25 protein-coding genes and 1 pseudogene are annotated in these 24,275 nt (G+C 63.6%); 11 read left to right on the plus strand and 15 right to left on the minus strand.

Annotated features, from left to right (window positions below):
- Positions 1–24 precede the first annotated feature (24 nt).
- Positions 25–369, minus strand: a complete 345-nt coding sequence (locus ACNJYD_RS33995; RefSeq protein WP_172789024.1) for a hypothetical protein — start codon at positions 367–369, stop codon at positions 25–27.
- Here ACNJYD_RS33995 and ACNJYD_RS34000 point away from each other — a divergent pair.
- Together ACNJYD_RS34000 and rpoH are read left to right on the plus strand one after the other, a co-directional pair.
- Positions 368–1,375 (plus strand): RluA family pseudouridine synthase, encoded by a 1,008-nt coding sequence (locus tag ACNJYD_RS34000; protein ID WP_439364596.1) that lies wholly within the window; start codon positions 368–370, stop codon positions 1,373–1,375. The two genes, ACNJYD_RS33995 and ACNJYD_RS34000, sit on opposite strands and share 2 nt — an antisense overlap.
- A 218-nt stretch (positions 1,376–1,593) precedes the next feature.
- On the plus strand, positions 1,594–2,493 hold the full coding sequence (gene rpoH, locus ACNJYD_RS34005; RefSeq protein WP_172789022.1) for an RNA polymerase sigma factor RpoH: 900 nt from the start codon (positions 1,594–1,596) through the stop codon (positions 2,491–2,493).
- A 121-nt stretch (positions 2,494–2,614) separates the two neighbouring features.
- On the opposite strand, the gene ACNJYD_RS34010 is transcribed toward rpoH, so the two are convergent.
- The 4 genes from ACNJYD_RS34010 to ACNJYD_RS34025 all read right to left on the minus strand — a co-directional run bounded on the left by ACNJYD_RS34010 (position 2,615) and on the right by ACNJYD_RS34025 (position 6,243).
- Positions 2,615–3,241 (minus strand): peptidoglycan recognition protein family protein, encoded by a 627-nt coding sequence (locus tag ACNJYD_RS34010; RefSeq protein ID WP_439364597.1) that lies wholly within the window; start codon positions 3,239–3,241, stop codon positions 2,615–2,617.
- Positions 3,242–3,274: 33 nt separating this feature from the next.
- The gene (locus tag ACNJYD_RS34015; RefSeq protein ID WP_439364598.1) at positions 3,275–4,474 is read right to left on the minus strand and encodes a GGDEF domain-containing protein; all 1,200 of its coding nucleotides are present in this window, start codon (positions 4,472–4,474) and stop codon (positions 3,275–3,277) included.
- Between the two features lie 738 nt (positions 4,475–5,212).
- Positions 5,213–5,824 carry a LysE family translocator gene (locus tag ACNJYD_RS34020; RefSeq protein ID WP_212259901.1) on the minus strand — a complete coding sequence of 204 codons (612 nt, stop codon included), beginning with the start codon at positions 5,822–5,824 and terminating at the stop codon, positions 5,213–5,215.
- Between the two features lie 44 nt (positions 5,825–5,868).
- Positions 5,869–6,243: a response regulator gene (locus ACNJYD_RS34025; RefSeq protein ID WP_172789018.1), complete on the minus strand. Its 375-nt coding sequence runs from the start codon at positions 6,241–6,243 to the stop codon at positions 5,869–5,871.
- Between the two features lie 123 nt (positions 6,244–6,366).
- Between ACNJYD_RS34025 and ACNJYD_RS34030 the strand changes: the two genes are divergently transcribed.
- Positions 6,367–7,197, plus strand: coding sequence for an SDR family NAD(P)-dependent oxidoreductase (locus tag ACNJYD_RS34030; RefSeq protein ID WP_172789017.1), 831 nt, complete (start codon positions 6,367–6,369; stop codon positions 7,195–7,197).
- A gap of 135 nt (positions 7,198–7,332) precedes the next feature.
- Here the strand turns inward: ACNJYD_RS34030 and ACNJYD_RS34035 are convergent, their stop codons facing one another.
- The 3 genes from ACNJYD_RS34035 to ACNJYD_RS34045 form a co-directional block, all read right to left on the minus strand.
- Positions 7,333–8,139, minus strand: a complete 807-nt coding sequence (locus ACNJYD_RS34035) for a lytic murein transglycosylase (RefSeq protein WP_439364599.1) — start codon at positions 8,137–8,139, stop codon at positions 7,333–7,335.
- Between the two features lie 300 nt (positions 8,140–8,439).
- Complete coding sequence (locus tag ACNJYD_RS34040) at positions 8,440–8,997, minus strand: hypothetical protein (RefSeq protein ID WP_439364600.1); 558 nt, start codon at positions 8,995–8,997, stop codon at positions 8,440–8,442.
- Complete coding sequence (locus tag ACNJYD_RS34045) at positions 8,966–10,063, minus strand: hypothetical protein (protein WP_439364601.1); 1,098 nt, start codon at positions 10,061–10,063, stop codon at positions 8,966–8,968. Before ACNJYD_RS34045 ends, ACNJYD_RS34040 begins: the two co-directional genes overlap by 32 nt.
- 512 nt (positions 10,064–10,575) lie before the next feature.
- Here ACNJYD_RS34045 and ACNJYD_RS34050 point away from each other — a divergent pair.
- Complete coding sequence (locus ACNJYD_RS34050; RefSeq protein WP_439364602.1) at positions 10,576–10,920, plus strand: hypothetical protein; 345 nt, start codon at positions 10,576–10,578, stop codon at positions 10,918–10,920.
- Positions 10,921–11,335: 415 nt separating this feature from the next.
- Positions 11,336–11,572, plus strand: a complete 237-nt coding sequence (locus ACNJYD_RS34055; protein ID WP_212259907.1) for a hypothetical protein — start codon at positions 11,336–11,338, stop codon at positions 11,570–11,572.
- An 18-nt stretch (positions 11,573–11,590) separates the two neighbouring features.
- Here the strand turns inward: ACNJYD_RS34055 and ACNJYD_RS34060 are convergent.
- Positions 11,591–11,955 (minus strand): annotated as a pseudogene (locus ACNJYD_RS34060) (thiol-disulfide oxidoreductase DCC family protein).
- 1,033 nt (positions 11,956–12,988) lie between these two features.
- On the opposite strand from ACNJYD_RS34060, the gene ACNJYD_RS34065 reads away from it, so the two are divergent.
- Positions 12,989–13,357 carry a hypothetical protein gene (locus ACNJYD_RS34065; protein ID WP_439364603.1) on the plus strand — a complete coding sequence of 123 codons (369 nt, stop codon included), beginning with the start codon at positions 12,989–12,991 and terminating at the stop codon, positions 13,355–13,357.
- A 139-nt stretch (positions 13,358–13,496) separates the two neighbouring features.
- On the opposite strand, the gene ACNJYD_RS34070 is transcribed toward ACNJYD_RS34065, so the two are convergent.
- The 3 genes from ACNJYD_RS34070 to dnaG form a co-directional block, all read right to left on the minus strand.
- Positions 13,497–14,003 carry a DinB family protein gene (locus tag ACNJYD_RS34070; RefSeq protein ID WP_439364604.1) on the minus strand — a complete coding sequence of 169 codons (507 nt, stop codon included), beginning with the start codon at positions 14,001–14,003 and terminating at the stop codon, positions 13,497–13,499.
- Positions 14,004–14,458: 455 nt separating this feature from the next.
- The gene (gene rpoD / locus ACNJYD_RS34075) at positions 14,459–16,600 is read right to left on the minus strand and encodes an RNA polymerase sigma factor RpoD (protein ID WP_439364605.1); all 2,142 of its coding nucleotides are present in this window, start codon (positions 16,598–16,600) and stop codon (positions 14,459–14,461) included.
- Positions 16,601–16,977: 377 nt separating this feature from the next.
- The gene (gene dnaG, locus ACNJYD_RS34080) at positions 16,978–18,978 is read right to left on the minus strand and encodes a DNA primase (protein ID WP_439364606.1); all 2,001 of its coding nucleotides are present in this window, start codon (positions 18,976–18,978) and stop codon (positions 16,978–16,980) included.
- Between the two features lie 302 nt (positions 18,979–19,280).
- Here dnaG and ACNJYD_RS34085 point away from each other — a divergent pair, with 302 nt between their 5' ends.
- Entirely contained in the window at positions 19,281–19,844 is a 564-nt protein-coding gene (locus tag ACNJYD_RS34085) for a chlorite dismutase family protein (protein ID WP_172789010.1), read from the plus strand.
- Between the two features lie 52 nt (positions 19,845–19,896).
- Here the strand turns inward: ACNJYD_RS34085 and ACNJYD_RS34090 are convergent, their stop codons facing one another.
- Positions 19,897–20,295 (minus strand): gamma-glutamylcyclotransferase family protein, encoded by a 399-nt coding sequence (locus ACNJYD_RS34090; RefSeq protein WP_439364607.1) that lies wholly within the window; start codon positions 20,293–20,295, stop codon positions 19,897–19,899.
- Between the two features lie 76 nt (positions 20,296–20,371).
- Here ACNJYD_RS34090 and ACNJYD_RS34095 point away from each other — a divergent pair, with 76 nt between their 5' ends.
- The gene (locus tag ACNJYD_RS34095) at positions 20,372–21,175 is read left to right on the plus strand and encodes an N-formylglutamate amidohydrolase (protein WP_439364608.1); all 804 of its coding nucleotides are present in this window, start codon (positions 20,372–20,374) and stop codon (positions 21,173–21,175) included.
- Between the two features lie 4 nt (positions 21,176–21,179).
- On the opposite strand, the gene ACNJYD_RS34100 is transcribed toward ACNJYD_RS34095, so the two are convergent.
- The gene (locus ACNJYD_RS34100) at positions 21,180–21,800 is read right to left on the minus strand and encodes a LysE family translocator (RefSeq protein WP_439364609.1); all 621 of its coding nucleotides are present in this window, start codon (positions 21,798–21,800) and stop codon (positions 21,180–21,182) included.
- Between the two features lie 123 nt (positions 21,801–21,923).
- Here ACNJYD_RS34100 and ACNJYD_RS34105 point away from each other — a divergent pair, with 123 nt between their 5' ends.
- The 3 genes from ACNJYD_RS34105 to ACNJYD_RS34115 are packed head-to-tail and all read left to right on the plus strand — an operon-like array spanning position 21,924 to position 23,210.
- Complete coding sequence (locus ACNJYD_RS34105) at positions 21,924–22,238, plus strand: ArsR/SmtB family transcription factor (protein ID WP_212259926.1); 315 nt, start codon at positions 21,924–21,926, stop codon at positions 22,236–22,238.
- Positions 22,231–22,701, plus strand: coding sequence for an SRPBCC family protein (locus ACNJYD_RS34110; RefSeq protein WP_439364610.1), 471 nt, complete (start codon positions 22,231–22,233; stop codon positions 22,699–22,701). The genes ACNJYD_RS34105 and ACNJYD_RS34110 overlap by 8 nt, the downstream gene beginning before the upstream one ends.
- Positions 22,698–23,210, plus strand: coding sequence for an SRPBCC family protein (locus ACNJYD_RS34115; protein ID WP_172789005.1), 513 nt, complete (start codon positions 22,698–22,700; stop codon positions 23,208–23,210). Before ACNJYD_RS34110 ends, ACNJYD_RS34115 begins: the two co-directional genes overlap by 4 nt.
- 183 nt (positions 23,211–23,393) lie before the next feature.
- Here ACNJYD_RS34115 and ACNJYD_RS34120 read toward each other — a convergent pair whose 3' ends face one another.
- The gene (locus tag ACNJYD_RS34120) at positions 23,394–24,167 is read right to left on the minus strand and encodes a DUF2189 domain-containing protein (protein WP_172789004.1); all 774 of its coding nucleotides are present in this window, start codon (positions 24,165–24,167) and stop codon (positions 23,394–23,396) included.
- Between the last annotated feature and the right edge of the window lie 108 nt (positions 24,168–24,275).

Here is a 24,275-nt window from a genome sequence, read left to right on the forward strand (position 1 = left end):
GCCGCAAGGACCCCGGCGGGCCTTTTACGGCTCATTGGCGAATTTCAGCCGTCCGGCCGGCTTCAATGTGCGGGCGTCGAAGGTGCGGATCTCGATGATTCCGCCGAGATCCAGCGTGACCACGAGGCGGTCGCCGGCGACCCCGGTCGAGACGATTTTGGCGCCCTTGGGCAGGGTTGCGGTGACATCGCCCGCCGGCTCGGCCGCCCTTCCCTCGGACTTGAAAAGGCGGTAGCCCACCGCGATCAGCACGGCGCAGATCGCAAGCGCCGTGGTCAACCCCGCGATCAGCATCATCCGCCGCACCCGCGCGAACAGCACGGCCTGCTCGGGGGTCGGTTCGGGAACAGCGGTATCAGACGTCGTCATGGAAAGCTCTGGGTCAGCGCAAAGGTTGGAGGTTGTCGTCGCCGGCTCCGAGGGCTCGCCCCGGCTCGACCGCGTGCTGGCGGCGCGCCTGCCGGAGCTGTCGCGATCGAGGCTGAAAGCCCTGATCCTGGCGGGCGCAGTGCGCCTGAAGGCCTCCGCGGTCCGCGACCCCGCTTATCACGTCGCATCCGGCGATACGATCATAATCGACGTGCCGGAGGCCGCGCCCGCCGAGCCCAAGGGGGAGGATATCGCCCTCGATATCGTGTTCGAGGACGACGACATCATCGTCATCAACAAGCCCAAAGGCCTGGTGGTCCACCCCGCGGCCGGCCACGAGACCGGCACCTTGGTGAACGCGCTGATCGCCCATTGCGGCGCCTCGCTGTCGGGCATCGGCGGGGTGCGCCGGCCCGGCATCGTGCACCGGCTGGACAAGGACACGACGGGGCTGATGGTCGTCGCCAAGAACGACCTCGCCCATGCCTCGCTGTCGGCCCAGTTCGCCGACCACGGCCGAACCGGCGCGATGCGGCGCGGCTACATGGCGTTTGCTTGGGGAGTGCCGAACCGGCATCGCGGCACCGTCGATGCGCCGATCGACCGCCATCCGCATGCGCGGGAGAAGATGGCGGTGCGCCAGGGCGGCCGCGAGGCGGTGACGCATTGGGAAATCCTGGAGAGCTTTCATGGGCGCGACGGCAAGGGCGTCGCCGCCCTGCTCGCCTGCGAGCTCGAGACCGGCCGCACCCACCAGATCCGCGTCCATCTCGCCCATATCGGCCACCCGCTGATGGGCGATGCCGTCTATGGCCCGCATTTCAAGACCAAGGCCAACCAGCTCGGCCCCGAGTCGCTGGCAGCTTTGGCGGCGCTGGGGCGGCAGGCCTTACACGCTTACCTGCTGGTATTGGAGCACCCAAGGACGGGAGAATTACTGCACTGGGAGGCGCCTTTGCCGGAGGATTTGCTTCTCCTCGAACGCACCCTCAAAGCGGCGCTATGACGCAGGCCGCTTCAGAAAGCCTTTACATTACAAAAAGTTATAGCTGCCACACGGGGACGTGACGTCAGCAATCCTTCCCTTTTTGACCCCCGATGGGGTATATTGCGCCTGCGTTGAAATCACCAACGCGGAACATCGCAGCTACGGCCGGCTTTAACACAGCGGTCGTCTGCCTGGCCCGCCGCTATCGGGGGCCTGAACCTTTTGGAGGGCGCACTATGGCCCGTACCGCTGCTTTGCCGGTCCTCAATGGAGAATCCGGCCTTTCCCGCTACCTCGCCGAGATCCGCAAGTTCCCGATGCTGGAACCGCAGGAGGAGTACATGCTCGCCAAGCGTTGGCGCGAGCATGACGATCGCGACGCGGCGCACCAACTCGTCACCAGCCATCTCCGCCTCGTGGCCAAGATCGCCATGGGCTATCGCGGCTACGGCCTGCCGATCTCCGAGGTCGTCTCGGAAGGCAATGTCGGCCTGATGCAGGCGGTGAAGCGTTTCGAACCCGAGAAGGGATTCCGTCTCGCCACCTACGCCATGTGGTGGATCAAGGCGTCGATTCAAGAGTACATCCTGCGTTCGTGGTCGCTCGTGAAGATGGGCACCACCGCGAACCAGAAGAAACTGTTCTTCAACCTGCGCAAGGCGAAGAGCAAGATCAACGCACTGGACGAAGGCGATCTCCGCCCCGACCAGGTCAAGGTGATCGCCAAGCGCCTCGGCGTCACCGATCAGGACGTGATCGACATGAACCGCCGCCTCGGCGGCGATGCGTCGCTCAACGCACCGATCCGCGACGACGGCGAAGCCGGCGAATGGCAGGACTGGCTGGTCGACAACACGCCCAACCAGGAAGCCATGATGGCGGAGCACGAGGAATATGATCACCGCCGTGACGCGCTGAACGGCGCCATGGGCGTGCTCAACCCGCGCGAACGCCGCATCTTCGAGGCCCGCCGCCTCGCCGATGAGCCGATGACGCTGGAAGACCTTGCTGCCGAGTTCGGCGTGTCGCGCGAGCGCGTCCGCCAGATCGAGGTTCGCGCCTTCGAGAAGGTGCAGTCCGCGGTCAAGGGCACGATCGCAAAGGCCGAACAGGCCGCGCTGGAAGCCGCGCATTAAGCGCGGCGGTTCAGCGCCAGAGATTGGCGGATCGAAAGAGACAGAAAGCCGGCGGCAACGCCGGCTTTTTTGTTGCTGTGATGGGAGCTGCACCCGATAGCGGTGTGTGCGAGCACACCGCCTACTCGCCCCATTCCCGTGCCATCGTCGCGAGGATGCAGCCTTCGCAATAGCGGGCGTCCTTGTAGTCAATCCAGTTGTGCGCATAGACGCGATCAGGCGGGATGTCGTAGCGCGCGCGGAGCACCTGAACGAGGATCTTCCACGCCGCGACCTGCGCTTCGGTCGGCCCCGCCGTCACGTCGGGATAATTGCCGGCGAACTCGACACCGATCGAATTGTCGCGCACGACCTGGCGGTAGGTCGGCCGGTTGTCGATGTACTTGTTGTCATTGCGGTTGGCACCGTCGCCGTGGGTCGGCACGAGGTTCTCGGCGACCGCCCAATAGACCGTGCCGTCGGTCTCGACCCAGACCGTGACGCCGCGCCGCGTCGGGTTCCTCGCCTGCGCCTGCGCGCCGCCGCGGGCGGAGCCCGCAGGTCCCTCGGTCTGGTGCACGATGATGTTGCGCCAGGGTCTTGCATTGCCGACCTCGCCCCACGGCGCCAGCCAGACGATCTTCAGACCGGGGATGTCGGGCGTGCCGGAGGCGCGCGCGAGCCTGGCGAGCTCGGCATCCGCAGCAGCGGCGGGGACGATCGGAACGAGAGCGGCGAGGACGGCCGCGAGCAGGCGAAACATCATCATGCAGGCCCCATGCGACGCCGAGCCTAACAGGCTTTACGCGAATGTCCGCACCGTCCCGACAGACTCGGGCGACAGCGGCGGGGCGGGGTCATAGACCGCAAAATCGTTCTTGCCGTTCTTCTTGGCGGCATAGAGGGCGTGGTCGGCATTGGCCATCAGCCGGTCGGGGAATGCGCCGATGCCGCGATCCCACTCCGCAACCCCGATCGAGATCGCGATCGGAATGTCGCGGCCGCTGCAGCTGGCGGCGTCCTGACGGCAGACCTCGAGCACGCGGCGGGCGATCGCGGCAGCCTCGCGCAGGGACGAGGACGGCAGCACGACGCAGAACTCGTCGCCGCCGGTGCGGGCGAGCATGTCGCCGGGCCGCAGGCGGGTCTGCGCCATCAGGGTGAAGTGCTTGAGGCAGGCATCGCCGGCGGCATGGCCATGGGTGTCGTTGATGGTCTTGAAGCCGTCGAGATCGATCACCAGCAGCGAGAACGGCTCGCCGCTGCGCTCCGACCGTGCGCATTCCTCGGACAGACGCTGCAGCAGATGCCGCCGGTTGGCGACGCCGGTGAGATCGTCGAGCAGCGCGAGGTCGGCGACCTCGCCCCGCAAGCTGTCCATCGCCATCAGCAGGAAGCCGAAATTGAGGGTCATCGACAGGAACAGCAGCCCGAGCACCATGATGGCATGGGCCTGGCCTCCGGCGCGCGCCGAGAGATCGTAGCCGAGCAGATTGCCCACGGTGCGCACGAGCAGAATCGCGAGGATGCTGAGGATGACGATGCCGGACAGCTTGGCGCCCGGACTGACGCGGCCTTCCGGCGACAACAACAGACGCAGCGCCAGCACCAGCGGCAGGGCCTGTCCGAACGTGTAGCTCAGCATGCGCAGCTGCATGTGCTCGAAGCCGACCATGAAGACCACGACGCCGACGAGGCTCAAGCACCCCGTCGCGGTCATCAGGCGCCACGACACCGGCCGATCGTAGAAGCGCTGAATGCCCATGGCGGCTAGGCAGCTCGCAGCGATGACGCCGCCAGCGCCGAGCAGCAGCGGCAGGGGAGAGGCGACGAACAGACGGATCAAGGCCGTCATCGCGCCGGCCGCACCGACGAAGGCCGATGCCATCCAGAACCGCGCAGCCGCGAAATTCGGATAGGAACGCGTCACGTAGGCCCAGATCACGCCGAGCGCCAGGAAGTTGACGACGAAGACCGTCCACAATGTCGGTACGTTCAGCATGGCGCGTACAGCACGCGCCGCGTCCCGCCCCCCGTTCCCGGCAGCCGTCCGTCCATGACCCATCCCCGTTTTCTTGCGGAAGACAATGCGACGGTTGCGCTTAATGGAGTCTCACTGCGACCTCTGAAAACGCGCCCTTGGTTTTGGATTCATGAACGACGCGCGCCATTGTCGGATCGTTAAGGCTGTCGCCGCCGATGGCCGTGCTGGCGCGTGAGGCGGATTCGCGACCAAAAATCACCCGAAAATGCATCTGAGCTGTGGATAACAGGATGACACGGATGTGACGACGCGGGGCAGCCGCCTCCGAATCTGCTGAGTTTGTCGTCGAGGATGTTGCGAGGCTGGCCCTCCGCCGAGCATCCCTCGTGTCGCGTTCCACCATTAACCCTTGAGAGGATACTATGGCTAAGAAAGCGAAGAAGGCGGCGAAGAAGAAGGCGAAAAAGGCCAAGAAGGCGAAGAAGAAGTAACGAGGCTTCTGTTTCTTTGCCCGGGTGGACTCAGCTCCGCCCGGGCGTCGGGTCGATCGAAATTGGCGGGCGCAAGGCCCGCTTTTTTATTGGATTGGACCCGCTCCACTCTCTCGCTCCCTCTCCCCCGTTCTTACGGGGAGAGGGTGGGGTGAGGGGCTTCTATCCACACGCGCGGCCGTCGAGATATCTGTACCCCTCACCCGGATTGCATCTTCGATGCAATCCGACCTCTCCCCGCAAGCGGGGAGAGGTGAAGGAAGTGCTACCGCTCCGACAACGCCAGCTTGGCGCCGAGTGCGGCGAAGCCGGCGGCAAAGCTGCGGCGCAGCCAGGCCATGACGGCCGGGCGGGAGATGACGCGCTCGCGCACCGCGGCAGCGCAGAAGCCGTAGAGGACGAACACCGCGAAGGTCATCGCCATGAAGGCGCCGCTCAATTCCAGCATGCGCGCCAGCACATGGGCCTCGTCCGCCGCGATGAATTGCGGCAGGAAGGCGAGGAAGAAGATCGACAGCTTTGGATTGAGGATGTTGATCAGGAAGCCGGTGACGATGACCCGGCTGCTCGAGCGCTCCGTGATCTCGCCGCCAACCGCCAGCGCCCCGGTCTCGCGCAGCGCCTGCCAGGACATGTAGAGCAGATAGGCGACGCCGCACCATTTCAGTGCGGCGAACGCGAGCGCGCTGGTGTGGAGCACGGCGGCAAGGCCGAGCATCGCCGCCGCCATGTGCGGCACGATGCCGAGCGTGCAGCCGAAGGCGGCCGCCACGCTGGCGCGCGAACCGCGGGTCAGCGCCGCGGCCAGCGTGTAGAGCACGCCGGTGCCGGGCGAAGCGACGACGATGAGCGAGGTGAGCAGGAAGGACCAGGTCATGGTCCGACCTTATCACCGCAGCGCGCTGCGAGAAAGCGAGCGCGTCAGGACAGCTGAGCGATCTCGGCCTCGCGCAGCACGTCGAGCGGCGCCCAGGGCTTGGCCCAGAACTTGGCGCCGTCGGGCAAGGGCTGCTTCAAGGGGCGGCCCGAGGTGACCACGACGTCGAGCTTCGGATTGCGGTCCTTGGCGACATGCGCGAGCTCGACGCCGTTCATGCGGCCGGCCAGCTGGACGTCGGTCAGCATCAGGCAGAGCGCGCCGGCGTTGTTGTCGAGGACGCGCTCGGCGGCTTCGGCGCTCTCGCACTGGATCACCTGGTAGCCGCTCTCCTCCAGCAGGACGCAAAGCATCTCCCGCTGCATGGCGTCGTCTTCAACGATCAGCGCTGTCGCGCGAAATGGCGTCGCTTGTCCCATCGGCGGCTCCCAATGCATTGCCTCCATAACGAATGTTAAAAACCGAGACCCGCTACGGTTCGGTTCCATTCTGAAAAAATGTAAAGCATAGTTCCATCATCAGGGGCTTGACGGGGGAAATTCATGACGACGATTCGGGGCGCTGCCGCCATCACGGGAGCCGCGAGCGGCATCGGCCGGGCACTGGCGATCGAGCTCGCGCAACGCGGCTGCGACCTCGCGCTGGCCGATCGCGACGAGGGCGGATTGAAGGCGCTCGGAGCAGAGATCGGAACAACGCGCAAGGTCAGCCTGCATCGCGTCGACGTCGGCGAGCCTGATGACATCGCGCAATTCGCAAGCGAGGCCATCGCCGCGCATCCCGCCCTCGGCATCGTCGTCAACAATGCCGGCGTTGCGCTGATGGGCTCGTTCGAGGAGATCGACCAGTCCCAGATGGATTGGTTGTTCGACATCAATTTCTGGGGCGTGGTGCACGGCACGCGCGCTTTCCTGCCGCATCTGAAGACGATGGGCGAGGCGCACATCGTCAATCTCTCCTCGATCTTCGGCATCATCGCCCCGCCGGGCCAATCGGCTTATGCCGCGGCGAAGTTCGCGGTTCGCGGCTTCTCGGAGAGCCTGCGGCACGAGCTCAGCGTCGCTGGCAGCCCCGTGAAGCTGTCGGTCGTGCATCCCGGCGGCGTCGCCACCGCGATCGCGCGCAACGCCCGCACCGGCGTCGGCGTCACCGACAATGCCCGCCGCGCGCAATCGATCGAGCGGTTCGAGAACGCGGCGAAGACCTCGCCGAAGGACGCCGCACTGCGCATCATCCGGGGCATCGAGCGGAACGAGCCGCGCATCCTGATCGGCAACGACGCCCGCTTCATGGACCTGCTGCAGCGCTTCCGCCCTGGGACGTATTGGGCGCCGTTGCAGCGGAAGCTGGAAAAGATGGCGAAGGGGACGTGAGTTGGGGGAGGCAATGTCTCTCCACCGTCATTGCGAGGAGCGTAGCGACGAAGCAATCCAGACTGCCTCCGCGGAAAGACTCTGGATTGCTTCGCTGCGCTCGCAATGACGAGTGTGGCTGGCGGGGTGTCGCCCTCACTGCCCCATCAGCCGGTCGGCGAAATAGCCGATCGTCTTGCGATAGACCACCGCGCGGTTCCACTCGCGCATCGCCTCGAAGTTCGGCGTGCCCTCGCCATAGGGCTGGCCCATCTTGAAGCCGCTCGTTTTCAGGAGGTTCGCGGTCGAGGCGAGCACGTCGGGGATGCTGTGGCGGAGGTCGACATGGCCGTCGCCGTCGAAATCGACGCCGTACTTGATGTAGGACGACGGCAGGAACTGGGTCTGGCCGATCTCGCCGGCATAGGCGCCGATGAGGTCGCGCAGCGGCAGGTCGCCGCGCTGCACGATCTTGAGCGCGGCGAGCAGCTCGCCCTGGAACAGATCGGTGCGGCGGCAATCATGCGCGAGCGTCGCCAGCGTACGGATCACCGGCAGCTTGCCGGTGTCGCCCTTGCCGAAATCGCTCTCGAGGCCCCAGATCGCGACGAGGATGTAGCGGGGCACGCCGAACTGCTGCTCGATGCGCGAGAGCAGCGCGGCATGACGCTGCAGCAGCGCGCGCCCGCCATTGATGCGGCCGGGGCCGACGCGGGTGGAGACGTACTGCTCGAAGGTCTTGTTGAAGGTGTAACGCTGGCGCCGGTCGAAGGCGAGAACCGCAGGGTCGGGCGCCACGCCGCTGAGCGCCGCATTGGTCACGCTTCCCGAGACGCCGCCAGCCTGCGCCTCCTGCGCCATGCTGGCGATGAAGCCGTTGAAGTCGCCGCCGCAGCGGGCGGCCTGCGCCGATCCGCCGGCCAGAGACACGACGAACGCAGCGGCGAGAAGCAGTCTCGGCATGTGGAGCAAACCCCTAGAGAATCCCAGTGCGAAGCAGTGCTAAGGATCATGCCCGGGAACGCCGCGACCGTCAAAGCATGAGGCAAGGACGCCTCCGTGCGGTTCTGCGGCTTCGACAATGAGGGCCACTGCCTGACGCGCCGCAGACGCAGGAGAGCATTGCGACGCTGTGGCAGACCATGATGGAACGGCAGCAGGCGGCGCGCGCTGCGCCGGCGGCGCGAGGCCCTCGCGTGCGATCGGGAATCCGAGCGAAGCTCCGCCAGGGTCAGTCCGATCACGCCACTGCATGCGCCCAGCTCAGTCGTCTTCTGCCGGACTGAATCTTCGCGCTCGCTGCCACGTGACCTTGAGATGGTGGGCCGACGGAAGTTTGATCGACTTCCTGTTCTCTTCCCCGAGGACAATTTCCATTTCTTTTGTTGAGCCGCCCAGAGGCTCGAGGTCGAGTTCGCCGCTACCATCAAATACCAGCGACTTGAGGTTGGGCATCGAGAGCACGACGTTGAACGCGCGGAAATTATTGTTGTAGTACACTTTCAGCCTCTCCAAATTGGAGAGTGCCGCGATGGAATTCCAGTCTGCGGGCCCGTCGGAATACACTTCCAAATCCCGCAAAGTCGATTTGAAACGTGCAAGCGAATACAGGGATTTCACTTGGCCATAGAGCGCTATCTTCTCGGGCCTCAGGCGATCCGGGATGCTCTCGACCAAGTCTTCGGACACGGTGAGAACCTTCAAATTGGGAAGCGGCGGCAAATCAGCCAACGTTCCAATGCTGCCGAATCCCGGATCAGTTACTCTCCATCGATTTACCATCGACGGATTAACGGCAAACAGGGACGTCAACGTCGTCAATCCGCTCGCCGAGGACAAAGGTCTTGAGGGCCGGAAACATCGGCAACCGAGCCAAGTTGACGGTGCGAGTGGGGCGATATTCAAGACGAACGAGCGCCGGCAGCTTCGGGAGGTCCGATAGCGTGGAAAGCGAGTTGCCCTTGATCGAGAGCGTACGCAGGGTCGGGAACGTCGGCATGCCCTTGAGGCTCGACAGCAGGTCGATGTCGATCTCGAAGCTCTCCAGGCTGGGAAGCAGCGGCATTCCCACCAGCGTCGCCTTGTCCGAATAGGTCGAAATTGCAAGGTGTCGCAGGGTGGGAAGTGGAGGCAGGCTCACCAGGTCCTCCAAAGATCCAAATCGGACATTCAGACTCTCAAGAACGGGAAGGTCCGGCAGCCCCGACAGGCTCTTCAAGGCGAAGCCACTCACCGCGAGTAACTTTAGATTGGGAAGGGTGGGAAATCCTTCCAAGCTCCTCATCCCGCCCAGGCTTAGCGACGTAAGCGTGGGTGGAAAAGAGACCCCCTTCAGACTCTTCAGCTGACTCGCGCTGTTGAGATCGAGCTTCACGACGGGTGTCCGCAGCTTGGACAGCAACAGAGTGGCCCGCTTCAGCTGATCTTCGTCTGCTTCCTGGCCGTTATATTGGAACGCAACTTCTCCGCTCTTATCGGACGGCGCAGGAACAATTCCGGCAGCATCGAGCTCCTTGCGGATCTGTTCGTCTTGCCAGTTGGGATAGAAAACGGCTCCGGTCAAAACCGCAATGATCCAAAGGGTGAGCGCAGCCGGGGCGACCCACACCCTTGCTACCTCCCAAAAGGACCTCGTCCAGTGTTGGACGATCGGCTGGACCAGCCGCGCCACAAAGTCATGCGCGATTTCCCAGCGGTCGCTCGTTCGATCGATGTCCCTGACGAGACCGCTATCCGCCAGCCGCAGCAAACAGCCACGCGCAACCGCAGTCGAGATTTTGGCTTCCCTCGCAATTGAGACGAGAGGCAGCGAACGCTTCGTTCCCACGTTCGTGACGAGGGGGCGCAATATGTTCGCGGAGTGGGCGCGCACGTCTGTGGCCGACATCGCACGATGCACATAACCCGACAACAGTCGACCCGGATATCGGCCTTATCCGGTCTGACGTATTTGTCCGTTTCGTGAGCTTCGTAAGGCGTCAACCGGAAGTAGCCAGGCTCCCTCAACCGGCCCCTCACGCCCAGATCGTGTAGCTGCCGGTTGGCCACCGCCTCCCGCCAGGCTGGCAGCACATAAAAGAGAAAGAAGATGGGGACAGGTACGATGCAGCCTATAATGGGCCAAGGCGGTGGAAGATGGATCGCATCTCTAAGTCCAACATAGGCACCGATCATGCCCGCCAAGGCCAACAGCAGACCGGCTATTCCCTTCAGGTCCGCTACGGCAGTACGCAGGGCTCGTGTGAGCGGTCGCTCAGGTCGCGTCGCATCGACGTCTGATGTAGGCGCGTCCGCCATATGCTATCCTTAAAAATGGCAATTTCGCCACAAATCGACACGAATAACAAGGCACATGCTCGGTCAGCGTGTACGGAGAGCGCTGAACCTCTCGAACTCGCGATGTTCGCCACGATGTTCCGGCTTCTAATACACATGCCACTCCTGCGCATCCCGCTGTTTCGCCTGCTCGCCATCAATCTTGCGATCGGCGCCTGCGCCGCCGTGCTCTTGGTCGGCGGCCTGCTCTGGCTCAACCCCGGGCATCTGCGCGAGTTGATCTTCGCGGACCGCACGCCCGGTATTACGCTCGTGTTGTTGCTCGCTTCCTTCCTCATCACCTTCGGCTCGGCCGCGATGGGCAGCGCGATCACGGCGCAGGGACGAAGAGAGCCTGGCGCCAAAGGCGGCGGACACGGGTCGCGCCTTGCCGTGCAGGAGGTGACGCAGCGCCCGCGCGCGCATTGAAAGACGAACGATCCGACCCTGCGTCTGAACGTGGGATGCCACGGTTTGCACGCGAGGGGGAAGACGTGCAGACAAACGCACTCTCGGGAGGAACGTCGCGCGCTCGCTGCATTGCGAGAGCGGGCGACATGAACAAATTGATTTGGAACTCCAAACAATCGTTTCGATGCGGAGCTGCATCACACGTCGCACAGGGGTGCATATCTGATACGCCGGCTGCGACATCGACGCCACCACGATTTGCCTTGCCATCGCGGCGCGCCTTCTATAGCCTTCTATTTTAGGTTGTCGCCCTGCCAGCCCCGGGCGACGCTGAAGAGATAAACGGCGGGCTTCGGCCCGCCGTTTATTGAAGGGCGTGGCGACGACCCCGAAAGTCATTTGACTGCGGCGTCCTGATCGAGGACAAGCCGCCATGGCCAAGAAACCCGGAACCAACCCCAAAGGCGAATTCGCCTTCTTCAACGTCGTCTACGCCGACGATTCCCAACGCTCCAACCGCCGCGTGCCAGCCGAGCTGCTCGGCGGCCTCGACGGCGACGAACCCGCCCGCGCCTTCATTATGGAGCAGGACCGCGAGATCGCGGAAAAGAGCGGCAAGCCGGTGCTGGAGATCAAGCGGATCGAGCGGGTGGGGGCGAAGAAGAAGTAGGCGGGCTAAGGCAGGCGCTCACCAGCGCCCGCTCCATCTGTTCCAGGCAAACAGCAGATCGGCAAACCGGTCATAGACAAACCGCGTGACCGGCAACGCGATTGCCTGATAGCGCCGCAAGCCACCCCTCCCCCGGCGTCAGCCGCGAAAGCGCAATCGCGACATCCGCGCCGACGACGAGCCGGCCGGCCTCATCGGTCGCATGCAGGCGGCGCCTGATGTCGTCGAGCGAGGCGCCAAAGTGCGCCAGCGCATCAGGCTGCTCGTTGATGTCCCTGAACTCAACCGCGCACCAACGCCAGCAGCTTGTTGCGCTACCAGTCGATGCCGGCGTCGCAGACGGGGCAGCGGGTGTTGTAGTAGACGGTGAGGTGGGTAGGCATCAATGCGCCTTTCTCGTCGGAATTATAGTCCGAGGGAAAGCTAGATAAACGTCTTTGGCTGAAAGCTGCCGATACGAAGGCACAAGGAAGGGCGGCCGCCCTAGGCCCGCCGAATTACGCGGCGGCCTCGACGGCGACGAGGCCGCGCTCAACTTCATTGGGGAGCAGGATCGCGAGTCGCGGAAAAGAGCGCGAGGCCGGCGCTGGAGATCGAGCGGATTCAAAGGGTGGGGCGAAGAAGAGGTAGGCTTCGGCCCTGTCCCCGTCGTTGCGAGCGCAGCGAAGCAATCCAGAGATGCGTCTGTGGGGATGGGCGGCAGAGCAGACCTGATTTTTAAAACTTGAGTTCTCACATTTTGACCCATGCAGACCTCGAATAGCAGCGAAACTTTCGCGGCGAGCGGCCAGTCGAGGTATCGCTTCCTTAACGGTTCTTTATCGATGTCGCGGCTTTTCGTGAACCTTCAAAGGGTGTTTGTCGGTTTCCTTGCTGCAACTATGATTGTGGAAGGCCGCCGCTTGAGCGATCATCGTAGTGTGGGGGAACCGACTAGTTCGAATGCGGGCATTGCTGCAAACCGGTAAGGCAATAGCCACACTCGCCGTCGGCGTGCCCTTCTTCGCCTTCGCGACGTGGCTTGGGCTAGCCCAGATATGTCGCGTATTCACGACAGGAGAACTGTACTCGCGCGGTTACGGCCCTGGTTGGATGGGCTGGTCAAGACCCGTCAGCTTTGAGAGCGACCCAATCACCTTTGTATCGGCTCTCGTGACAGCCGTGCTCGTCATTGCTGCTGGGCTGTTCATTTTCGGACGGCTGTTCTCCAATGTACGACGCTGGTGGAACGCCCAGTAGCGCGCGAGCCGATCGGCCCTACCTGGGATTTGAAAAGTTTGCCCCTTCGATCATAGGGAGCGCAGTTCGGCGGTCTTGAAGGTCCGCACTCGGTCGGTGGCTGACTTACATGGCGATGCCCGCTGAGCACCGCTTATGAACCTCGGCGGACGCCTTGAGAAAAACGGGAGGTTATGTATGAAGCTATCCCAGCCGCTGACCGTGGTAATTCGCATACCAAACGTAGCTCTCTCGCGTTCCGATCTGGACACATCATTGAAGCTACAAGTCGATCGTTATGAACCGTCATCTCGTCTTGCGTATGCCCAAATCGATAACGGAGATGATGAAGATCAATGGGCTGCTTTACTCGATCTTATCCGTTCGATTGGCGCCGTCATTCCGGGTCTGTTGGCGAAAGGCGAGATCGGGCGACCGAGCGTGGACGTGGCTATGGTCTTTCCCGACTCGCTCATGGCCAAATATCTAACCATCCCCGCCGATGTTGTCGCGGCTGCGGGCGAGGCAGGGATGGGCATTGAGGTGTCTGTCTATAGGGGCGAGTAACAAGCCTGCTTGTGGCCCGTCGCGGCCAAGCAGAATGCCCGTTGAGGTGTCGGCTGTCGGGCGTGGAGCGGACGCTGATCGCAGCAATCTGGATCGCCGATTTTGACCCAGAACTGCCATCTAGCATCGGCTGATGCAATCAACGCTGGGTACGCGAGGGATCGGACCTATGCAGATATCCAGCGAACACATCACGCATCGCCGTACTTTCAATTTTCGGAAGGAGACGACCTACCTCACCTCGATGATACCCGGAGTGGGTAACCACATGAGCAAGCATCTCCTCTCGGGACATCCGCCCCTGCGTCCCATCTGTAAAGGTGAAATCGACCAGTTCTTCGAGGTCAGAAGAACTCGCTCGCGAAATGTAATCAATGTACCACTGGTCCGTTAGTCGAATGCTTGGGGCGAGTTGAGCAAGAACGGGCGTGTCAGCGCTCCAATTCGCCGCGTATGAGTGACGTTCGCCTTGAAGATTGGCGGCAAATATTCGGTCGACCATGTGGGCGTGATTCAGAACACGCAGTGCTGCCCGATATTCCGTTGTGTGCGGTTCAGCATCGACGGTGTTCAAGGCGAGAAGCAACTCCGCATTCGAGGCGGCTTTGTATTGAAGCAACAAGCTTATTAGGGTCTTGGCCGTCATGTTCTTCTCCTTGCGTATCAGAGAATCCCCGCAACAAGCCTCCATATGCCGATCGCATATAGCGTCGGCATCAGCGAGCTGCATTGGTATGACGGCTACTTGTGCGCTGGCGGCCGCTCAATCGCGCACATAGAATTTGCACGTGTATGCAGAACGGTTCAAGATCAAAAGCAAAATTTCTGTCATGACCATCGCCGGTCACTTGAGGTGTAAAATCAAATTTGGTGTGCCACCGGAGTAGGGTCTCTTTTGGCCTATCTCGAAAGTCGGGCACCGTCCGCTCTTTTGTTGCTGTTGGACTAGAAGCGGACATGGGTCGGGCAATCGCCTGGTGAGCACAAACCGCAGCCTGGATTGCTTCGTCGCAAGCGCTCATCGCAATGACGGGGCGAGAGCCGGGTCAAAGAAAAACGGCGGGCTGTTGGCCCGCCGTTTTCGTTCTGATTGAGATCGGATCAGTTATCCAAGAAGCTTCGCAGCTTCCGGCTCCTCGACGGATGCTTCAGCTTCCGCAGCGCCTTCGCCTCGATCTGGCGGATACGCTCGCGCGTCACGCTGAACTGCTGCCCCACCTCTTCCAGCGTGTGATCCGTGTTCATGCCGATGCCGAAGCGCATGCGCAGCACGCGCTCTTCGCGCGGGGTGAGCGAGGCCAGGACGCGCGTGGTGGTCTCGCGCAAATTGGACTGGATCGCGGCGTCGATGGGCAGGATCGCGTTCTTGTCCTCGATGAAATCGCCGAGATGCGAATCCTCTTCGTCACCGACCGGCGTCTCCAGCGACAGCGGCTCCTTGGCGATCTTGAGGACCTTGCGCACCTTCTCCAGCGGCATGCCGAGCTTTTCGGCGAGCTCTTCCGGGGTCGGCTCGCGGCCGATCTCGTTGAGCATCTGGCGAGACGTGCGCACGATCTTGTTGATCGTCTCGATCATGTGCACGGGAATGCGGATGGTGCGGGCCTGGTCGGCGATCGAGCGGGTGATCGCCTGCCGGATCCACCACGTGGCGTAGGTCGAGAACTTGTAGCCGCGGCGATACTCGAACTTGTCGACCGCCTTCATCAGGCCGATGTTGCCTTCCTGGATCAGGTCGAGGAACTGCAGGCCGCGGTTGGTGTACTTCTTGGCGATCGAGATCACGAGACGGAGGTTGGCTTCCACCATCTCCTTCTTGGCCTGGCGGGCCTCGCGCTCGCCCTTCTGCACGGAGTGCACGATCTTGCGGAACTCGACGATCTCGAGGCCGGTCAGCGCGGCGAGCTGATGCACCTCGTGGCGGAGGTCCTTGATGCGGTCCTTCTCGTGATGGACGAAATTCTTCCAGCCCTTCGCCGACAACTTCGAGACGCGGTTGAGCCAGCGCGGATCGAGCTCCGAGCCGGTGTAGTTGCGCAGGAAGTCCTCGCGCGCGACGCCGTGGCTGTCGGCAAGGCGCATCAGGCGGCCCTCATGCGAGACGAGGCGCTTGTTGATGTCGTAGAGCTGCTCGACGAGGCTGTCGATGCGGGCCTGGTTGAGGCGCAGCGACTTCACCTCGACGATGATCTCGTCCTTCAGCTTCTTGTACTTGCGCTCCTGGTGCGGCGAGAGCGACTCGTTCTGGAGCTGGTTCTGAATGTCCTGCTCCTGAAGCTTGCGCAGCTTCTTGTAGCTGTCGGCGATGCGATCGAAGATCTCCACCACTTTCGGCTTGAGCTCGGCCTCGATCGCCGCGAGCGACATCTGGTTCTCGAACTCGTCGTCGTCCATGTCGGCTTCGGCCGCAGCCTCGCCGGGATCCTTCTCCTCGCCGGCATCAGCACCGCCGCCGGCAGGCGCGGCGCGGAACGGGGTCGGCGACGGCGGCGCGGCGGGCGGCGCGACATGCGCGGGCGCGGCGGCAGATGCGGTGGCTTCACCGCCCTCGGCAGAGGCTTCGCCGCCCTCACCGTTGGGACCTGCGATCATCGCGTTGTTCATCCCGCCCTTGGCGTCCGGGCCGGCATAGGTCGCTTCGAGATCGATGATGTCGCGGAGGAAGATCTTGCCCTCGTTGAGCTCGTCGCGCCAGATGATGATGGCCTGGAAGGTCAGCGGGCTTTCGCAGAGGCCCGCGATCATCGCCTCGCGGCCGGCCTCGATGCGCTTGGCGATCGCGATTTCGCCCTCGCGGGAGAGCAGCTCGACCGTGCCCATCTCGCGCAGATACATGCGCACGGGATCGTCGGTGCGCTCGCCGGGCTCGCTCTTCTTGACCTCGGTGACGGCCTTCTGGGTGACCTCGACGAGCTCGTTATCGGTCTCGTCCTCGCCCTCGTCCTTCTCCTCCTCGCCTTCGCTATCGTCGGCTTCGGTGACGTTGATGCCCATGTCCGAGAGCATCGACATGATGTCCTCGATCTGTTCGGGCGAGGTCTGGTCGGACGGCAAGACTTCGTTGAGCTGATCGAAGGTCACGAAGCCGCGCTTCTTGGCCTGCTTGATCATCTTCTTCACGGCCGCGTCGGACAGGTCGAGCAAGGGCGAGGGCGCGTCCTGGGAATCCTTCTCCGGCGCATCCGCTGCCTTGTCGTCTTTTTCCTTGTCCTTCGCCTGCAGCGTCTTTGCCTTGGTGGCCATCCATTGCTCCTAAACGCGCTTCATGCGAGACGCCCGCCGCGCCTTCGCGTGAATTCACATGAACCTGTTGCTCGACGCTCTCGCTTCGGCAGCTCTCGACACGGAAAGGGCGGCGCACAAACCTCTCGCCACCCCCAACTTTCTCTCGCCGGAATTGCCTAACGCTTCGTCAGCCTCTTTGTCGCGGCGGATGCAGGTGTAGTGCCAACAGCGATTGCGCGGATTCATTCCTGACGCGTCTGTTATGCCTGCGGCCGCCTCCGGGCCAAAGTGCTACAAGACCGTTAAGCCTCGATTAACCCTGTTTTTGCCGCCAAATCATGGATTTGGCGAGTCTTTTAGCGGTTCCGGCCGCGGCCGTCCGCATGATTCTTTCATCACATGCTCTTCTGGAGCCGGCCCGACAGCTCGCCAAAACCCTCGATCAGGGCCTCGGTACCCTCGACTTCCCCTATCCGAGCCTTGACGTCTCGCAGCCACGCCAAATTGGCCTCGCTGGGATCCTCCCCCAAGGCCAGCTCGGCGTCTTTCAGCTCTCTAAGTAGTGAATGGTATTGCCGATGCAAGGCAACCAGCTGGTGCCAGGTGGCAAGAACGTCATCCCGGGCCGCGCCCTCGCGGGCGGCCCACACCGCCTGGGTCGTGATGACATTCTCAACCCTTTGAAGAGTTTGAGTAAATCCGCCCTTTTCGAGGTCGCCGCGCATCTTTTCGGCCAGCTCGCCGGGGTCCGGCGAGTGGTGATGGTCGTTGGCGAAGGCGGCGATGATGCCGGCCCGGAGCTTGTGGGCCTCGGGATGGGCCAGCTCCAGGGCGGCGACCTCCTCCAAATGCTCATGCAGCAGCCAGGGGTGGTTGATCAGGCTTTGCAGAATCAGGGCTTCGCGACGGGAGATGGCGCTGCGCTGGCCCCGCATGATTGGGCTTGCCGCCAACTGGGGACTCGCCGCCTGGTAGGGGCCGGAGGGCAGCAGGGTCGGACCCGGGGCGCCGCGACGGCCGCCGCCGAACCCTTGTCCGCCGAATCGATTCGGCCCGCTCCGCGGCTGGAACGGCCGGCCGCCACCGGGGCGGAAATTGCCCCGGCCGCCAAAGCCGCGCCCGCCTTCGGGCGCGAAGGTGCGCTGCAGCCGCTCGACGAAGTCATCGCGATAATAGCGCCGCACCACCTCGTCGCGGATGCCGTTGGTGAGATCCTTGATGCGGGCCTCGAGCGCGGCGCGCCGCTCGGGCGTGGCGAAATTGCCGCCCTCGAGCTCGCGCGACCAGATCATGTCGGCGAGCGGACGGGCGGCGCCGATCACCTCCTCGATCGCACCGCGCCCGCCGGAGCGCACGAGGTCGTCAGGGTCCTGCCCTTCCGGCAGCAGCGCAAAGCGAAGACTCTTGCCGGGTGCGAGGAATGGCAAGGCAAGGTCCGCAGCCCGATACGCCGCCTTCTGTCCGGCGCGGTCGCCGTCGAAGCAGAGGATCGGCTCGTCCGCCATTTTCCAGAGCAGCGCGAGCTGGCTCTCGGTCAGCGCGGTGCCGAGCGGCGCGACACTGCCGGCAAAGCCCGCGGTGACCATGGCGATGACGTCGACATAGCCTTCGACCACGATCAGCGGGCTGCCGTCATGGGTGGCTTTGCGCGCGGTCTGGTGGTTGTAGAGATTGTCGCCCTTGTGGAAGAGCGGCGTCTCCGGCGAATTCAGGTACTTTGCCGGAACGTCCTTCTCCAGCGCGCGCCCGCCGAAGGCGATGACGCGGCCGCGCAGATCCGTGATCGGAAACATCACGCGATCGCGGAAGCGGTCGTAAGGCACGGGGATGTCGTTGCCGGCCACCAGCAGCCCGGTCTCGACCATGTCGTCGACGGAGACGCCGAGCTTGCCGAGATGCTCCTTCAGCGCGAATTTCTCGCCCGGCGCATAGCCGAGGCGGAACTGCAATTGCGTCACTGGGGAGATGGCGCGATCGGCGAGATAGCCGCGCGCCTTCGCGCCCACGCGCGAGGCCAGCGTCTCGGCGAAGAATTTCGCCGCGAGATCCATCACGTCATGCAGCGAGCGCCGCCGCTGCTCTTCGCGCGCCGCGTTGGGCGTCACCGCCGGCAGCGGCAGGCCCGCCATGTTGGCGAGACGCTCCACGGCTTCAGCGAACGGCAGGCCGTCGGTCTCCATCACGAAGCTGATGATGTCGCCGTGCTTGCCCGAGGAGAAGTCGTGGTAAAAACCCTTCTGGTCGTTGACGTAGAAGGACGGCGTCTTCTCCTGCTGGAACGGCGACAGCCCCTTCCACTCCCGCCCCGCCTTCTTCAGCTTGACGCGCTTGCCCACGACCTCGGAGACCGAAAGCCGGGCACGAAGCTCGTCGAGGAACTGGGGCGTGAAGCGCATGGGCTCTGTGTAGCGCGAACCGGGGTGAGTCGGGCGAAGGATCAGGGATATAGGTGCGGCGCGGCCAAAGGCCAGGTTTGTCGGGCTTATCCGGGTTATTCGACCTATGCACAGGGCCTCCGTCATCTCCCGTCATTCCGGGGCGATGCGAAAGCATCGAGCTATGGTGCGCAATTGCGCACCTGAGAATCCATGGCGCCGCCGGGACGCTCGGAGAAATGGATTCCGGGCTCGCGCCAAGGGGCGCGCCCCGGAATGACGAGCCACTTGAACCGCGCCCAGTTCCACGCTTCCATACCGCCATGTTCAGGACCTTTCGAGGCGGCCACAGCGGGGGCTGGCGGGTGACCTCGATTTCGCCAGTGACGGGCGAGCCCCTGCCCTTTGTGCCGGCGCTGTCGGTGACCGACAGCGACGCCGTCTCGTTGCCGCTGGTACCCTCGCGCAATGCCTGGCGGCTGGTCGGCGTTGCGAGCAGCCTGCGCTACACCGAGCGGGCCGAGAAGCAGCAGCTCGTCGCCGTGCAGGCCGGCCTCGGCCGGCTGGAAGCAACCAGCGCGGCGCTGATCCCGATCCGCAAGTCGCAGGCCTGGTGGGACCTGACCCAGGAAGAGCGCCGCAGGATTTTTGAGGACAAGTCGCACCACATCGCCAGCAGTCTTCGCTTTCTGCCCGCGATCGCACGCCAGCTCTATCATTGCCGCGACCTCGGCGGCCCCTTCGACTTCCTGACCTGGTTCGAATTCGCGCCCGCGCACGCCTCGCTGTTCGAGGAGCTGGTGGCGATGCTGCGGCGGACCGAGGAGTGGAGCTATGTCGAGCGCGAGGTCGACGTGCGCGTGGTCAAGGAAGTGCTGTCGGCATAAAAGGTCTGCTCCCTCTCCCCGCAAGCGGGGAGAGGTGAAACCGCATTCGCTGTCAGTGCTCCAGGAATCGCCCGGATTCGATGCGCGGCAGATCGGTAACCGGCCAATTGTAGACGTAGGTCCAGGCCTTCTCGGTGGTGCCGCCGGGCAACGTCACCTCGATCATCTGCCGCAGATATTCCGTCGGCTCGGGAAAGCCCTCGCCGCAGGCCTCGTACATGTCGAGCTCGCGCAAAAGCTCGTCCGGCACGCGCAGGTGAAAGAGCTCGCCATGAACGATGTCCGCCGGCGCCTCGGAGAGCAGCAATCCCGGATAGTGCTTCACCAGAACGAGCCGGCCACGGCAGGTGGCCTCGCCGAGGAATTCGGCATGGCCCGCGAGCAGCCGCGCCATCGGGTGGTCGAAGCCGCGCATCAGGGTGCCGTAAACGAAGAGTCGATCCGAGCTCATGCTGTTCCAACGTTGCGGCGTCGGTGCGATACCGCTACTCCGTTTACACACTTTGTCATTCCATAGGCAAATCAGGATGGCTTTGGATATTGCCGACGTAGCGGATCAATTGCTCGGAGAGGGCGACATTCCGCCGGTGCATGAGGTGAATACGGCAGGGACATCGCCGTTCCTGCTCACCGCGGACCATTACGGACGGGTGCTGCCGCGCGCGCTCGGCGATCTCGGGGTCGCGGAGGGCGATCTCGTCAGGCACATCGGCTGGGACATCGGCATCGCCGGCGTCGCCGAGCGGCTCGCCGCGATGCTCGATGCGCATCTGATCGCGCAGCGCTATTCGCGCCTGGTGATCGACTGCAACCGCCCGCCCGGTGTCGCAAGCTCGATCCCCGTGATCTCCGAGGCAACCGCCATCCCCGGCAATGAGGATCTATCGGCCGCGGCCAAGGAGATGCGCCGGCGCGAGATCTTCGATCCCTATCACCGCCGGATTGGCGCGGCGATCGATGCGCGCGTCAACGCTGGCAAGCCGACGGTACTGGTGGCGCTGCACAGCTTCACGCCGGTCTATTACGGCGAGCCGCGGCCCTGGCACATCGGCACGCTCTATCGGCGCGACACCGTGCTGCCGCGGCTGATGCTGCAGCATTTGCGGGACGAGAGCGCGCTCGTCGTCGGCGACAACCAACCTTACGCGGTGAGCGACATCACCGACTACACCATTCCCGTCCACGGCGAGGCGCGCGGCCTCGTCAACACCGGCATCGAGATCCGCCAGGACCTGATCGCCGAGGCGAGCGGCCAGCAGCAATGGGCCGAGCGGCTGGCGCGGATCCTTAGAGAGATCGAGACAACGCTGCGCAACCAGGGAATGGCGTGAGCGGTCACTTCGCCCGCGTCAGCGCCAGCCAGATGCCGCCGCCGATCATGAAGCCGCCGGAGATGCGCGACATCATCCGCGTGCGCCGCGCCGAGAAGAATTTTCGCGCGCGCCCGGCGGCAATCGCATAGAGCGCATCGGTCAGCACGGCCGTCACCATGAAGGTGACACCCAGCAGCGCGACCTGCGGGAAGTGCGGCTGGCTCATGTCCATGAACTGCGGGATGAAAGCGCCGAAGAACACCAGCACCTTCGGATTCGACAGCAGCACCAGGAAGCCCTGCAGGAAGAAGCCGCCGCGCGGCGGCGGAGGCGGCGCGTCGATATCGACGCCCTCGACCGGCGCCCAGATCAGCTTGATGCCGAGCCAGACGAGATATGCGGCGCCGGCAAAGCGCACCCAATCGAACCAATAGCCCATGGTCGCCATCAGCGAGGTCAGGCCGATCGCGACGATGCCGATGACGATGGCAAGCCCGGCCTGCGCGCCGGTCACGTTGATGAGCGCCGCACGCGTGCCGTGGCGCAAGCCATTGGCGATGACGAGGGTGACGATCGGCCCCGGCAGCAGCGCCAGCGCAATGCAGGCGGCGACGAAGGCGAAATAGGCTTGCATGGACATCATGGAGGGGACTCGCTGACGGCGGTTTCGCCGCATTAATGCATGGCTAGCGTTGGAACGGAAGACGTTCCCTCTCTCTTCGCCTTCACTTGACATGCAACCATTTGGTTGCCTATTATCTCGACCATGGATGAAGTCTTCAAAGCGCTCGCCGATGCGTCACGACGGTCGCTGCTCGACAGGCTTCACACCAGGAACGGCCAGACATTGAACGAGCTTTGCGAGGGCCTCGCCATGACGCGGCAGGCCGTCACAAAACACCTTGTCATTCTCGAAGAGGCCAACCTGGTCACGACCATCAGGCAGGGCCGCGAGAAGCTGCATTATCTCAACCCGGTGCCGATCCATCAGATCGGCGAACGCTGGATCAAGAAGTTCGAGCGCAGCAAGCTCGCCGCGCTCAGCGAATTGAAACGCCAGTTGGAGAAACGCGATGAGTAAGCCGGAGTTCGTCTACGTGACCTACATCGAGACCACGCCCGAGAAGCTGTGGCAAGCGCTGACGTCGAGCGAGTTCACCAGGCAATATTGGTTCGGCGCCGAGGTTCGCTCGGACTGGAAGCTAGGTTCGCCCTTCGCGCTTCTGCTCGATGGCGAGGTCACCGATTCCGGCGAGATCCTGGAATCCGATCCGCCGCGGCGCCTGTCCTACAGCTTCAAGCACCACAAGTTCGAGGAGCTGCGCAACGAGCCGGCCTCGCGCGTCGTCTTCACGCTCGAACCGTTCGGCCCGCTCGTGCGTTTGACCGTGCTGCATGACGGCTTCGTCGAGGGCGGCAAATATCTCGGCGCCGTCTCCAACGGCTGGCCGGCGATCCTGTCCGGGCTCAAGAGCCTGCTGGAGAGAGGCCAGGTCCTCGCCATCCCGCGCACGGCGCTCAACAAGGGATTCGACGCAAAATGAACCTCGATCAATTCAAGCCGCTGACCGTCTACACCATCTACATCGCCTCGACGCCGGAGAAGGTGTGGGAGGCGCTGACGTCCGCCGAGTTCAGCCGAAAATATTTCTCCGGCTTTGCGGTGGAGATGGAGCCGAAGCTCGGCGGCAGTTTCATTGTGCACGCGCCCGACGGCTCCGAGCACATCCGCGGCGAAGTGTTCGAATACGATCCGCCGAGGAGGCTCACGGTGAGCTGGAACGTCAATTGGCCGGGCCTCGTGGAAAAGCTCGGCACCACCATTGTCACCTACGAGATCGAGCAGGCCGGCGAAGCCGTCCGCCTCACCATGAGCGAACGTCACGACCGCGAGCTCAGCGACGACATCCTCTCCGGCGGTCGCACCGGCTGGCCCGCGATCCTCTCCGGATTGAAGAGCCTGCTGGAAACGGGCAAGGCGCCGAAGATCGAGATGTCCCCGCCGGTGAGGTTGCTGGAAGCGCTGAAGGCGATGGGCATCAAGACGCCGTGATTGAAGAAGGACAAGCATCTTCCCCTCTCCCCTTGTGGGAGAGGGTGGCTCGCCGCGTAGCGGCGAGACGGGTGAGGGGTTTCTCTCCGCGCGCACTTCTCTCAATGAGTCCGGGGAGAGAGACCCCTCATCCGGCGCTTCGCGCCACCTTCTCCCACAAGGGGAGAAGGAAGAGCGCCGACACTAAGGCACCGGCGCCACCAGCCGCCGGTACAGATGCCACGTCGCATGCCCAAGCACCGGAAGCGTGACGATCAAGCCGAGAAAATACGGCAGCGCCGAGACGATCAGAAGCATCACGATCACGGCGGCCCAACCGATCATCGGCAGCGGGCTCGTCACCACCGCGCGCACGCTCGTCACCATCGCCGTGACGAAATCGACCTCGCGATCGAGCAACAGCGGGAACGACACCACGGTCAGCGAGAACAGGATCAGCGACAGCACGGCCCCGACGGCATTGCCGATGGCCAGGAACAGCAGGCCCTCGCTGGTCGTCAGCACCACCGTCATGAACTCCTGCAAGCTCGAGAACGAAGCGTTGAGGCCGAGCAGCAGCGCGATCAGGAGCCGCACCTGGTACATCCAGATCACGAACATGAACAACGTCACGAAGGCCATCCAGCCGATCTCGCTGCGCGCGCGGATTGCGAACCAGATCGCAGAGAACGAGACCGGCTCGCCGCGCTCGCGGCGCCGGCTGACTTCGTAAAGGCCGATCGCAACGAACGGACCGATCAGCGCAAAACCGGCAGCGAGGGGATAGACCAGATAGACCATGCCGAAGGCGGTGAGACAGAGCATGATGACGATGCCGCCGGCGGCGTAGAGCGCGCCGAAGCAGAGACCGTAGAGCGGCAGCGCCTGGAAATCGCGCAGGCCCTCGACCAGCGCCTCGGCGATGTCGGCCGCCGCCACCGGACGCACCACCGGATCGACCTTGCCCGAGATGGACATCAGCTCCCTCCGCACATCGGCGCGATCTTCGTCGCGCGCATGCCGCGATATTAGCGCCGCCGCGCGGCGGCGCAACTCGAGGCCGGCCGGCGCGATGAGGAGCAGCGA

It is taken from the genome of Bradyrhizobium sp. SPXBL-02 (assembly GCF_051853065.1).
Lineage (GTDB): Bacteria > Pseudomonadota > Alphaproteobacteria > Rhizobiales > Xanthobacteraceae > Bradyrhizobium.